Here is a 14,056-nt window from a genome sequence, read left to right as displayed (position 1 = left end):
TTTATGCTAAAAATATAAATTAAAAAGAGAAAAAAAAGAAAATTTATATTAATTTAAGTATAAAATTATTAAAATAAATGACTCACCTTCTTAGCATAAAGATTCTTAGCATAAAATATTTGATATTATATAAATAAAATTAATTAAAAATAAATAAATATTTAAATAAATATTAAGAATTTGATTTTAGTGGAGTAAAAAGTTGTCACTTTCACTTTGGAAACAATGTCTTATTCAATTACAAAATGAATTAAAAACCACAGAATTTAGTATGTGGATACGTCCACTAAAAGCTAAGTTACAAGATAAAATTCTTGTACTATATGCACCAAATAAATTTGTATTAGATTGGGTTAAGGATAAATATTTAAATAATTTAAAAAAAATATTAAATAATTTTTGCGGAAAAAATAAACTTAAAATAAAGCTTAAAATTTTAAGTAAATCAATTTCTTTATCTATTAAAACATCAATAAGATCAAAATATAAAATAAAAAAAATTATTCCTACATGGAAAGATAAAAAATCTATAAAAAAAATATTTTATAATTCCAAAATTAATAAAAAAAATAATTTTAATAATTTTGTAGAAGGTAAATCAAATAAATTAGCAAAAAAAGCAGCAATCAAAGTAGCAAAAAATCTTGGTAAATATTATAATCCCTTATTTTTATACAGTAAAACAGGGCTAGGAAAAACTCATTTACTACACGCAATTGTAAATCAAATAACACAAAATAAATATAATGCAAAAGTTATATATATGCATTCTGAAAAATTCGTACAAAATATGGTAAAAGCATTAAAAAACAATTTAATTGAAAAATTTAAAAAATATTATCGTTCAGTAGATGCTTTTTTAATAGATGATATTCAATTTTTTGCAAACAAAGAACGTTCTCAAGAAGAATTATTTCATACTTTTAATTCTTTATTAGAAAAAAATCAACAAATAATTATTACTTGTGATAGATACCCAAAAGAAATTATAGGAGTAGAAGATAGGTTAAAATCTAGATTAAGCTGGGGATTAACTATATCTATTGATCAACCTGAACTAGAAACAAGAATAGCTATTCTAATAAAAAAAGCAAGTGAAAAAAATATATTGTTAACATATGAAGTTGCTTGTTTTATAGCAAAAAATTTAAATGTTAATGTAAGGGAATTAGAAGGAGCATTAAACAAAATTATAGCAAATTCTAGCATAAACAATAAAATTATAAATTTAGAGCTAGCAAATGAATCACTAAAAGATATATTAATATTGAAACAAAAAAACATTACTATTTATAAAATTCAAAAAATAGTTGCAAATTACTATAAAATAAAATTTTCAGATTTAATATCAAGAAACAGAAAAAAAATAATTGTAAGACCAAGACAAATAGCTATGACTATAATAAAAAAATTAACAAATCATAGCTTATCAGAAATAGGTAATGCTTTTGGAGGTAAAGATCACACAACAGTATTACATGCATGTAGAAAAGTAGAACAACTATGTAAAAAATATTATAATATTAAAAAAGATTTCTCAAATTTAATAAATAGACTATCATAAAATATGAAATTCAGCATAAAAAATATAGATTTAATAAAACCATTACAAAAAGTCGCATCAATAATAAAAAAAAACTGTATATATCCTATATTGTCTAATTTATTAATAGAAATCAGTAATGGAATTCTAAAATTAATTAGTACAGATTTATTAGTAGAAATTATTGTAAAAACAACAATCAGACCTCCATATAAAAATGGTTCAACAACTATATCTGCAAATAAAATTTTAAGTATATGTAATAATATAAATGAAAATGAAATAATAAATATTGAATTAAATAAAAATAAAATCTCTATCAAAACAAATAATAATTTAAGTAATTTTAATATTTTAACTCTTCCTGTAAATAATTTTCCAAATATAAAAAATTGGAAAGAAAAAATTAAATTTTGTATATCTCAAAAAAAAATAAAAAATATGATTAAATCAGTGAAATTTTCTATGGCTAATAATGATGTACGTAATTACTTAAATGGAGTGTTGCTAGAAATAAAGTTTGATAAAATCATAATTATAGCTACAGACGGACATCGTTTATCAAAATGTTGTATGAAAATAAAAAAATCTTACATTAATCATTCAATAATAATACCTAGAATTGGGATATTAGAACTAGAAAAAATAATTGAAAATAAAAATGAGGATTTAACTATTTTAATTAATGAAAATAATTTAAGAGTAGAAGTAGAAGACACAATATTTAATACAAAATTAATTGAAGGTTTATTCCCTAAATACGAAAAAATTATATCTCATAAAAAAGAAAACACTTTTAATATAAATAATAATAAATTTAAAGAATCTTTAAAAAGATCTTCTATTTTAGCTAACGAAAAATTTTGCGGTATTAGATTAAATATACAAAAAGGAAAAATAATAATTTTTGCAAAAAATAACCTTCAAGAAGAAATGAAAGAGAAACTATATATAAATTATATGGGAAAAAATACTGAAATTGCGATTAATGTAAATTATATTTTAGACATATTAAATAGTACTAAATCTAAAGAAATAAGTTTTAGTTTTACAGATTCTAAATCTAGTATCTACATAAAAGAAATAAATAATAATGCAAATATGCACCTAATCATGCCCTTAAATTTATAATTTTTAGAAAATAATTAAATAAAAAATTAGAGAAATATCATCTAAAAATTAATACCATAAGGAATAGTAATGAAAAACACATATAATTCTTCAAATATTAAGATTTTAAAAGGTTTAGATGCAGTACGTAAAAGACCTGGAATGTACATTGGAAATACTGATGATGGAACAGGGTTACACCATATGGTATTTGAAGTTGTAGATAATTCAATAGATGAAGCTCTTGCTGGATATTGTAAAGAAATTATTACTACAATACATAATGATAATTCTGTATCAATAAAAGATAATGGCAGAGGAATTCCAATTGACATTCACCCAGAAGAAGGTATATCAGCAGCAGAAGTAATAATGACTGTACTTCATGCTGGAGGAAAATTTGATGATAATTCTTATAAAGTTTCAGGAGGATTGCATGGAGTGGGAATATCAGTAGTAAATGCATTATCATCTAGATTAGAATTAACAATTTATAGGGATCAAAAAGTATATAAACAAACTTATATACATGGAAAACCACAAAACCCTACATATGCTCTATCAAAAAATAAACATACTGGAACAATAATACGTTTTTGGCCAAGTAATAAAACATTTACAAATATTCTTGATTTTAAATTCGATATCTTATCTAAAAGATTAAGGGAACTATCTTTCTTAAATTCAGGATTATTAATATACCTTAAAGATCAAAGAACAAAAATAGAAAAATATTATAAATACAAAGGAGGGATAAAAGAATTTATTAAACATATAAATAAAGAAAAAAAAACTATACATTCAAATATTTTTTATTTTAAAAATACAAAAGATAACATTGAAGTTGAAGTTGCAATGCAATGGAATAATGAATTCAAAGAAAAATTATATTGTTTTACAAATAATATTCCTCAAAACGATGGAGGAACACATTTAGCAGGTTTTAAAGCCGCTATAACTAGAACAATAAATAATTACATTGACCGTGAAGGATATAATAAAAAAAATAAAATTACAGCTACAGGAGAAGATTCAAGAGAAGGATTGACTGCAATTATTTCAGTAAAAGTACAAAATCCTAAATTTTCTTCACAAACTAAAGAAAAGCTAGTATCTTCAGAAGTTAAATCAGCAGTAGAATCTTTAATGCATGAATATTTTATAGAATATTTATTAGAAAATCCCGGTGATTCAAAAATTATAATTAATAAAATTATAGATGCAGCAAGAGCTAGAGATGCAGCAAAAAGAGCTAGAGAAATAACTAGAAAAAAAGTAGCAATAGAAATATCTGGACTCCCAGGTAAACTAGCAGATTGCCAAGAAAAAGATCCTAAACTTTCAGAACTATATTTAGTTGAAGGAGACTCTGCTGGAGGATCGGCAAAACAAGGCAGAAATAGAAAAAATCAAGCTATTTTACCTTTAAAAGGAAAAATATTAAATGTAGAAAAAGCTAGATTTGATAAAATGTTAGCATCTCAAGAGGTTACAACTTTAATAACGGCTTTAGGATGCGGAATAGGTAAAAATGAATATAATTTAGATAAACTAAGATATCATAATATAATAATTATGACAGATGCAGATGTTGATGGATCTCATATTAGAACACTATTACTAACTTTTTTTTACAGGCAAATGCCGAAAATTATAGAAAAAGGTCATATTTATATTGCACAACCTCCTTTATTTAAAATAAAAAAAGGCAAAAAAGAAAAATATATTAAAGACATTTATGAAATGGAAAAATATCAATTAAAAAATGCATTAAAAGAATCTTTTATTAGTAAATCAAATAAAATTAATAAAAATAAAAATGGATCTTTAATATTAAAAGAAATTATTACAGAATATTATTCTATAAAAAAAATTATAAAAACAATGTCAATAGAGTTTCCTTATAACATTATTTATGCATTAATATATCAACCATATTTAAAAAAAATAAATGACAAAAAATATGTATTTAAATGGACATCAAATTTATTAAATTTTTTAATATCTAAAGAAAAAAACAACTTATCATATAAAATGAACATAAAAACTAATAAGATAAATAATTATTTTGAGCCAGTAATTAAAATATATAAATATGAAAAGAAAACAACTTTTTGTTTAAATAAAATATTTTTAAAAAGCAAAGAATATAAAAAAATTTCTAGTTTTGGTGAAAAAATAAATAAATTAGTTAAAAACAACATGTATATTATAAGAAAAGAAAAAAAACATAAATTAAAAGATATTGATATAGCTTTAAATTGGATGATTAAAGAATCTCAAAAAGGATATTTCATACAAAGATATAAAGGACTAGGAGAGATGAACCCAATTCAATTGTGGGAAACTACAATGAATCCTGATACAAGACGTATGTTACAAGTAACAGTTCAAGATAGTATAGTTGCAAATAATTTATTTTCTACTCTTATGGGTGATGCTGTTGAACCTAGAAAAAAATTTATAGAAAAAAACGCCTTAAAAGCATCTAATATTGATATATAAAAATATTACAATATGTTATAAATATTTATTAAAAATATTTATAACATATTCTATAAAAATGGATTATAAATATTTTATTAAAATTTATTATTTGATTGAATATTTTTAGTCAGTTCTATAACCTTAAGTTGTATTTTAATTTTTAATAAAGTTAAAGAATTAGCTAAAAAATTTTTATCAATTTTAGAAGATTTTTTAATAATATTTTGAAATTTATTTTTTAAAAGAATAATTTTTTTATAATTTAAATCAATTCCTTTAATTGCTTTATCAGCTAAAATTGAAACATTTTTAGGTTGAACTTCTAATATACCTCCTGATATATAAATATACTCTTCTATATTATTTTTGTCCAAAATATATAATTTACATGGTTTGATTAAAGTTAATAAAGGAGAATGATTTGGATAAATACCTAATTCTCCTTCTGTACTAGAAATATGAATTTTTTTTACTATCCCAGAAAAAAAATTAGATTTTATAGATAAAACATTTAAATAAAAACTCATAATAGTATAAATCCTAAAAAAGTATTTAAAAATTAAATTTTCTTAGACTTTTCAATTACTTCATCAATAGATCCAACCATATAAAATGCTTGTTCTGGAATAGAATCTAATTTACCTTCAATAATATTTTTAAAACCATAGATAGTATCTTTTAAAGAAACGTATTTACCAGGAGAACCAGTAAATATTTCCGCGACAAAAAATGGCTGCGATAAAAATCTCTGTATCTTTCTAGCTCTGGAAACTAATACTTTATCTTCTTCAGATAATTCGTCCATACCTAGTATTGCGATAATATCTTTTAACTCATCATAACGTTGTAAAATACTTTGTATGCCTCTAGCAACATTATAGTGTTCAACTCCTATTATATCTGGATCTAATTGTCTACTAGTAGAACTCAAAGGATCTACAGCAGGGTATATACCTAAAGATGATATTTGTCTACTTAGAGTAATAGTAGAATCTAAATGAGAAAAAGTAGTAGCTGGAGCGGGATCAGTAAGATCATCAGCTGGAACATAAATAGCTTGTACAGAAGTAATAGATCCTCTTTTAGTTGAAGTTATACGTTCTTGTAATACACCCATTTCTTCAGATAAAGTAGGTTGATAGCCCACTGCAGAAGGCATTCTTCCTAATAAAGCAGAAACTTCAGTTCCAGCCAAAGTATACCTATAAATATTATCTATAAACAATAAAACATCATTACCTTCATCTCTGAATTTTTCAGCTATAGTTAAACCGGTAAAAGCAACACGTAATCTATTACCAGGAGGTTCATTCATCTGACCATATACCAATGATACTTTATCCAATACTTTCGAGCTTTTCATTTCATGATAAAAATCATTACCTTCTCTTGTTCTTTCACCTACTCCTGTAAATACAGAATATCCAGAATGTTCAATAGCAATATTACGTATTAATTCCATCATGTTAACTGTTTTTCCTACTCCAGCACCTCCAAATAATCCTACTTTACCTCCTTTAGCAAAAGGACAAATTAAGTCTATAACCTTTATACCAGTTTCCAAAATTTTTTTAGAATTAGATTGTTCTTCATAAGAAGGTGCTTTACCATGAATAGGACGTAATTCAATTTTTTCTCCTGTATTTGATTTTATTGGGCCTTTAGAGTCTATTGGATAACCTAAAACATTCATAATACGACCTAAGGTAGGTTTTCCTACAGGTACCATTATAGGATGATTCAAACTTATTACTTCACTTCCTCTTTTTAAACCATCAGAAGAACCCATAGAAATAGCACGAACTATTCCATCACCTAATTGTTGTTGAACTTCTAAAATAAGTTTTTTATTCAAATTACATGTCTTTAAGGCAGTATATATTTTAGGAACATTATCTTGAGGAAAAGATATATCTACAATAGAACCAATAATTTGAATAATTTTTCCAATAATCATTATAATTTTAAAAACCTCTAAAATATTTTTAAATAGCAGAAGCACCTGAAATTATTTCAGTAATTTCTTGAGTAATAGCAGATTGTCTCATTTTATTATACACCAACTGTAATTCAGTAATTAAATTATTACTATTATCACTAGCTGTTTTCATTGCGACCATACGAGCTGCCTGTTCACTAGCAGCATTTTCTAAAATACCCTGATATAACTGTGATTCTAAATAACGATTTAATAAGAAATTTAATATGCTAATATCATCATCTGGTTCATAGAAATAACCACGTTTTTTAACATATTTTTTATTTTTAATATCTGTACAAATAGGTAAAAGTTGATTTATTTTAGGTATTTGAATCATAGCATTCTTAAAAAAATTATGAGCTAAAAATATTCTATCAATGTTATTAGATTTATACATTTCTAAAAATAAACCGATAATATTTAATACTTGAGAAAATTCTAATTTTTCATCTATTTTAAAAATTTTTTTAATAATACTCATACCTAATTTTTCAAAAAAGACTATACCTTTTACTCCTAAAATAATCAGGTCTACTTCAACTTTCTTTTTAAAGTATTGATTCATAAAATTTAATATTTGTTTAAATAAATTATAATTTAAACTTCCGCATAATCCTCTATTAGTAGATATAATAATAATTCCTATACGTTTTAAAGTTCTATTTTGAAAATAAATATGATTAAATTCAGATTTGATCTCTGATAAATTTTTTATAATCTCTAAAATTAGTTTAGAATATGGACGACTAGCTTGCATTTTATTTTGAGTTTTTTTCATTTTAGATGCAGAAACCATTTCCATAGCTTTCGTAATTTTTGCTGTACTTGTAATACTATCTATTTTAGTACGTATCTCTTTTGCAATAGCCATTTTAATTACATTACCTAAATAGTTTTATTTATTTTTAAGTTACTAATTTTTATTAATAAAATTCGATTTAAAATCTTTAATTAATTTAATTAGTGAATCTTTTATAAATTTTGTATATTCTCCTGATTTATTAATTTTATCCATTAAAACTTTATAATTTTGATGAGCAAATATTAAAATATTTGATTCAAAAGAAAAAAGATCATCTAAATGAATATCATTTAAAAAGCCTTTTTCTGCAGCAAATAAAATTAAAGATTGATCTGCAATAGATAAAGGTGAATATTGATTCTGTTTTAATATTTCTGTTAATTTTCTACCATAAACTAATTGTTTATGTGTAATATCATCTAAATCTGAAGCAAACTGAGAGAATGCAGCTAACTCACGATACTGAGCTAAAGATGTTCTTATACCGCTAGATATTTTTTTTATTATATCTTTTTGAGCAGATCCTCCTACCCTAGATACTGATATACCAGGATTTATAGCAGGACGAACACCTGAATTAAATAAACTAGATTCTAAGAATATCTGACCATCAGTTATAGATATTACATTAGTAGGAACAAAAGCAGATACATCTCCTGATTGAGTTTCAATAATAGGTAAAGCTGTTAAAGATCCATTCTTAAATTTAAGTTTTTTATTTTTATTATTTTTTTTTATAAAATTTAAATTAACTTTAGAAGATCTTTCAAGTAATCTAGAGTGTAAGTAAAATATATCACCAGGGTACGCTTCTCTTCCCGGAGGTCTTTTTAATAATAAAGAAATTTGACGATAAGCAATTGCATGTTTAGATAAATCATCATATATTATAAGAGCATCTTCTCCTTTATTACGAAAATATTCTCCCATTGCACATCCAGAATAAGGAGCTAAATATTGTAAAGATGCAGATTCCGAAGCAAAAGCAGTAACTACTATAGTATATTTTAATGCATCATTATCTTCCAATTTTTTAACAATACCAGAAATAGTAGATGATTTTTGTCCTATAGCAACATATATACATTTTACACCAAAATATTTTTGATTAATTATTGTATCTATGGCTATAGAAGTTTTACCAGTCTGTCTATCACCTATAATTAATTCACGCTGACCTCTTCCTATAGGAATCATAGAATCAATAGATTTATAACCAGTTTGTAAGGGTTCATTTACAGATTCACGATCAATTACTCCTGGAGCTTCAGCTTCTACAGGATAAAAATATTGATGTTTGATACTTTCTTTTCCATCTATAGGATCTCCTAACGAATTTACTACACGACCTAATAAATCATTTCCTACAGGAACTTCAAGTATTTTTCCAGTACATTGAGCGGACATACCTTCAACTAAATCAATATATGGACCCATAACAATAGCACCAACAGAATTCTTTTCTAAATTTAAAGCTATAGCATAAATGTTAACATCAGGAATTAATATCATTTCTCCTTGCATTACATCAGAAAGTCCATAGATATTTATAATTCCATCGCGTACTGATACAATAGTACCTTTGTTAAATTTGCTGCTCAAGATATTAAATTTAGCTATTCTTTCTTGAATAAGATTACTAATCTCTAGAGAATTTAATTCCATATCTTATATAATTAACATTGCAAAAAATCAGATAACAGCTTTAAATTATTTCTTATACTAAAATCAAAAACTGTATCATTAAATTGCAATATTATTCCCCCTAATATAGATTTATCAATAATATTTAATATATTAATTTTTTTAGATAATTTATTTTCTAGTTTTTGTTTAATAATATTTAATTCATTGTTATTTAATAGAACACAAGAAGTAAGTGTAACATTTAATATATTATTATATTTATAATAAAGAATCATAAATTCTTTAAATATAAAATTTATAATTAATATACGATTATGAATACCTATCAATCTTATAAAATTTTTAAAAAATTTATCAACTTTATTATCTAAAATTAATAATAAAATAGATGCCATATTTTTATGAGAATATATAGAATTAAGAAATAAATTTTGGATATAATTATCATTAAGTATTTGACTAGAAAAACTCAACATTTCTTTCCATTGTTCAAGACAATTATTATTCACAGAATAATTAAATGCAGCTTTAGCATAAGGATAAGAAATATTTATACGTTTAAAATTCAATTTTAAATCCTTAAATATCACAAATCAGAAATAATTTTATTAATCATATTATCATTTATATTATACTTAATAAAAGAACTTTCTATAGCTTTTTTAGAAATAGATATAGCTAAAATAGAGATTTTTTTATTTAATTCTTGAAATGCTATTTTTTTTTGATGTTCTATTTCATCATAAGATTTATTGATAATTTTATTTTTTTCATCTTCAGCTTTTGATATAGCTTTTTCTAATATATAAGAACTTTGAATTTTAGCATTTTCAATAATTTCAAAAGCTCTCTTTTTAGATTTCTCTATTTCTTTCATTGAAATTTTTATTTTTTTATTAATTTCTATTTTAGAATTTTCTATAAATAATAAATCATTTTCAATTTGAATTTTTCTGCTTTCTATTATACTAATTAATTTAGGCCATAAATATTTCATGCAAAAAAATACAAAAAAAATAAAAGATATCAATTGACCAATAATAGTTGAGTTAAGATTCACAAATTTTATTTCCTTTTGAATTAAAATTTCTTAGGTTATTGTAATAACCTAAGAAATAAATTAAAAATATTATATGATATAAAATATAAAATATATTATTATACAACGGCAAACATAACATATAACCCTAAACCAACTGCTATCATTGGTATTGCATCAACAAGACCCATAACTATAAAAAATTGAGTTCTTAATAATGGAACTAAGTCAGGTTGTCTAGCGGCACCCTCTAAAAATTTTCCACCTAAAATACCAATTCCTATAGCAGCACCTATTGCTGCTAATCCAGTCATTATAGCAGCAGCCATATATAACATATCCATACTTAAATTTTCCATTTAATCTCCAAAATATTTAAATTAATATAAATAAGTTTTTAAAAATTAATGATTTTTTGAAGCCATAGATAAATATACAATTGTTAAAACCATAAAAATAAAAGATTGTAAAAATATTATCAATATATGAAATATAGCCCATGGAATATTTAAAATCCACTGAGCCCACCATGGAATAAGACCAGATATAAGAATAAATATCATTTCTCCTGCATACATATTACCAAATAATCTTAGGCCCAGAGAAATAGGTTTAGATAAAAGACTAACAGATTCTAAAATAAAATTTATAATCATGAATGTAGGATGATTAAAAGGAGTCATAAATAGTTCTTTTAAAAAACCTAACAAACCTTTATTTTTAATGCTATAAAACAAAATCAACAATAAAATACCTATAGACATAGATAAAGTGATATTAACATCAGCAGAAGGAACTAATCTGACAGATGAAAAATTAAAATAATATTTTCCTATAAATGGAATTAAATCAATTGGAACTAAATCCATCAAATTCATTAAAAAAATCCATATAAAAATTGTAAAAGCTAATGGAGCAATTAATTTATCTTTAATAAAAAAAATTTCCTCTACATTTTTATTAATAAAATTAATAATTATTTCTAAAAAAACTTGAAGTTTACTAGGAGATGAAATAGTAAGATTTTTAGATGAAACATAAAAAAACAGTAAAAAAATTAAACCTAATAAAAAAGAAAAAAATATTGAATCAACATTTAATAACCAAAAAGTAGAAGGAATTTTATGAGGATCAACTAATTTAAAAGTATGTAAATCCAATTGTAAATGACGTAAATGATGACTAATATATTCTTGTGAGTTAGATATACCCTTTGAAATAATCATGAAATTTGCTCTCTTGATTATATAAAATAAATTTTAAATTAGAGATTATTAAATTAAGTTTAAATATAAAATGAAATAAAGAAAATAAAATATAAAAATTAATTTTTTCTAAAGTATTTTTTCTTAAAATAAATTAACAATATTGAAATAGCCGCAGGAGTAATCCCTGAAATACGAGATGCTTGACCTAAAGTAATAGGATGATATTTATTAAGCTTATGAATAACTTCTTTAGATAAACTGTTTATACTAGAATAATCGAAATTAGTAGGCAAGTAAATATTTTCATTATTTATATATTTATTAATTTCTTTCTCTTGTCTTTTTATATAACCTGAATATTTACAATCTATTTCAATTTGTTCGTAAGCTTGTTTATCATTAATTCCTGGAGCAAAAAAATTGAAAGATGTAAGAATTTTATAATTCAATTCTGGTCTACTTAATAAAGATAAACCATTAGTAGATTTACTAATTTTAATTTTTAGAATATCATTTAACAAATTGGAATTTTTAGAATAAGGATGTAATATCAAATTATTTAATCGTTGTTTCTCTAAATAAATATTTTCAATCTTTTCATTATAAAGACGCCATCTAATATCACTAATTAAATTAAATTTTTTAGCTATTTCAGTAAAACGAATATCTGCATTATCTTCTCTTAATAATAACCTATACTCAGATCTAGAGGTAAACATTCTGTAAGGTTCTTTAATACCTTGAGTACATAAGTCATCAATTAAAACTCCAATGTAACCTTCACTTCTTTTAGGATACCATCCTTCTAAATCCTTAGAATATAAAGATGCATTAATACCAGATAATAAACCTTGAGCAGCAGCTTCTTCATATCCTGTTGTTCCATTAATTTGACCAGCAAAAAATAAACCCTGAATAAATTTACTTTCTAAAGTTAATTTTAAATCCCTAGGATCAAAAAAATCATATTCAACAGCATATCCAGGTTTAATAATTTTAGCATTTTCTAAACCTTTGATAGATCTTATAATTTTAACTTGAGTTTCAAAAGGTAAACTAGTTGAAATTCCATTAGGATATATTTCTATACTTGATAAACCTTCAGGTTCTAAAAATACTTGATGAGATTTTTTATCGGAAAAACGTATAATTTTGTCTTCAATTGAAGGACAGTATCTTGGACTTTCACTTTGAATTAAACCCATAAACATAGGACTATTTGATAAATCAGATCTAACTATATCGTGAGTAAACTCATTTGTTTGAGTTATAAAGCAAGGTAATTGAGAAGGATGATCAGACTCTTTACCTATAAAAGAAAAAACAGGTAAAGGCTTATCACTATGTTGAATAGATAATTCATCAAAATTAATACTACGTAAATCAATACGTGGAGGAGTTCCTGTTTTTAATCTTCCTATTCTAAAAGGTAATTCTCGTAGTTTATTAGATAGAATTACAGAAGAAGAATCCCCAAATCTTCCTAATGTATAACTTTTTAATCCTATAAAAACCTTACCACCTAAAAAAGTACCAGTAGAAATAATAACGGATTTACTTTTATACTTAATACCAAAGTTAGTTTCAACTCCTATTATAACATCTTTATCAATTAGTAAATCTGTAACTTCTTGTTCTAAGATTGTAATATTAGAAAAATTTTTAAAAATTTTTAAAACATTTTTTTTATATAATAACCTATCAACTTGAGCCCTTGTAGATCTAACAGCAGGACCTTTGCTAGAGTTTAATATTCTAAACTGAATACCAGACTTATCAGCTATTAAAGCCATAGTGCCATCAAAAGCATCTATTTCTTTAACTAATTGACTTTTACCAATACCTCCTATAGCTGGATTACATGATAGTTGTCCTAGATTATCTATTTTTTGAGTTAACAATAAAACTTTATTACTCATTTTAGCTGATGCAATGGAAGCTTCTATTCCTGCATGACCGCCCCCAACAACAATTACATCAAAAAATTCCGAAAACAACATATTAATTTTACATATTCCTCAAAATTATTAATGCAACATATAAACATATTGTATTTAGTTAAAAGAATATTTAGTTAAATAATAAAACATAATTAAAATAATAAGTAAAGTGTTTTATTAGTTAATTATATATTAAATTATATAATAAAAATGTTATTATTATCAAAAAAAAATATGTGGATAAGTCAAAAAAGTATCGAAAATACAGATACTTAAGATGTTAATTAAATTGTGTATAA

The 14,056-nt window shown here is 23.5% G+C and carries 12 protein-coding genes; 3 read left to right on the top strand and 9 right to left on the bottom strand.

Annotated elements, in window-relative coordinates:
* The first annotated feature begins 202 nt into the window (after positions 1-202).
* The 3 genes from dnaA (at position 203) to gyrB (ending at position 5,158) form a co-directional block, all read left to right on the top strand.
* Positions 203-1,564 (top strand): chromosomal replication initiator protein DnaA, encoded by a 1,362-nt coding sequence (gene dnaA, locus AB4W60_RS00060; RefSeq protein WP_367676157.1) that lies wholly within the window; start codon positions 203-205, stop codon positions 1,562-1,564.
* A 3-nt stretch (positions 1,565-1,567) separates the two neighbouring features.
* Positions 1,568-2,674 (top strand): DNA polymerase III subunit beta, encoded by a 1,107-nt coding sequence (gene dnaN / locus AB4W60_RS00055; RefSeq protein WP_367676156.1) that lies wholly within the window; start codon positions 1,568-1,570, stop codon positions 2,672-2,674.
* A 69-nt stretch (positions 2,675-2,743) separates the two neighbouring features.
* Entirely contained in the window at positions 2,744-5,158 is a 2,415-nt protein-coding gene (gene gyrB, locus AB4W60_RS00050) for a DNA topoisomerase (ATP-hydrolyzing) subunit B (protein WP_367676155.1), read from the top strand.
* Between the two features lie 77 nt (positions 5,159-5,235).
* Here the strand turns inward: gyrB and atpC are convergent, their stop codons facing one another.
* The 9 genes from atpC to mnmG form a co-directional block, all read right to left on the bottom strand.
* Positions 5,236-5,667, bottom strand: coding sequence for an ATP synthase F1 subunit epsilon (gene atpC / locus AB4W60_RS00045; RefSeq protein ID WP_343188650.1), 432 nt, complete (start codon positions 5,665-5,667; stop codon positions 5,236-5,238).
* Between the two features lie 32 nt (positions 5,668-5,699).
* Positions 5,700-7,097 (bottom strand): F0F1 ATP synthase subunit beta, encoded by a 1,398-nt coding sequence (gene atpD, locus AB4W60_RS00040; RefSeq protein ID WP_367676154.1) that lies wholly within the window; start codon positions 7,095-7,097, stop codon positions 5,700-5,702.
* Between the two features lie 28 nt (positions 7,098-7,125).
* On the bottom strand, positions 7,126-7,992 hold the full coding sequence (atpG, locus tag AB4W60_RS00035) for an ATP synthase F1 subunit gamma (protein WP_367676153.1): 867 nt from the start codon (positions 7,990-7,992) through the stop codon (positions 7,126-7,128).
* A gap of 42 nt (positions 7,993-8,034) precedes the next feature.
* A complete protein-coding gene (gene atpA, locus AB4W60_RS00030) occupies positions 8,035-9,588 on the bottom strand; it encodes a F0F1 ATP synthase subunit alpha (RefSeq protein ID WP_367676152.1) in 1,554 nt (517 codons plus the stop codon).
* A gap of 11 nt (positions 9,589-9,599) precedes the next feature.
* Positions 9,600-10,139, bottom strand: coding sequence for a F0F1 ATP synthase subunit delta (locus AB4W60_RS00025; RefSeq protein ID WP_367676151.1), 540 nt, complete (start codon positions 10,137-10,139; stop codon positions 9,600-9,602).
* Between the two features lie 17 nt (positions 10,140-10,156).
* Positions 10,157-10,630, bottom strand: a complete 474-nt coding sequence (gene atpF / locus AB4W60_RS00020) for a F0F1 ATP synthase subunit B (protein ID WP_343188645.1) — start codon at positions 10,628-10,630, stop codon at positions 10,157-10,159.
* Positions 10,631-10,728: 98 nt separating this feature from the next.
* Positions 10,729-10,968 carry a F0F1 ATP synthase subunit C gene (gene atpE, locus AB4W60_RS00015; RefSeq protein ID WP_343188644.1) on the bottom strand — a complete coding sequence of 80 codons (240 nt, stop codon included), beginning with the start codon at positions 10,966-10,968 and terminating at the stop codon, positions 10,729-10,731.
* Between the two features lie 45 nt (positions 10,969-11,013).
* Positions 11,014-11,835, bottom strand: a complete 822-nt coding sequence (gene atpB / locus AB4W60_RS00010) for a F0F1 ATP synthase subunit A (RefSeq protein ID WP_343188643.1) — start codon at positions 11,833-11,835, stop codon at positions 11,014-11,016.
* A gap of 98 nt (positions 11,836-11,933) precedes the next feature.
* Complete coding sequence (gene mnmG, locus AB4W60_RS00005; protein WP_367676150.1) at positions 11,934-13,817, bottom strand: tRNA uridine-5-carboxymethylaminomethyl(34) synthesis enzyme MnmG; 1,884 nt, start codon at positions 13,815-13,817, stop codon at positions 11,934-11,936.
* Positions 13,818-14,056 lie beyond the last annotated feature (239 nt).

This window comes from Buchnera aphidicola (Neophyllaphis podocarpi), from assembly GCF_964059055.1.
GTDB classification, from domain to species: domain Bacteria; phylum Pseudomonadota; class Gammaproteobacteria; order Enterobacterales; family Enterobacteriaceae; genus Buchnera_M; species Buchnera_M aphidicola_A.
The sequence above is the reverse complement of the archived record's forward strand: the minus strand, read 5'-3'. Positions and strand labels throughout refer to the sequence as shown.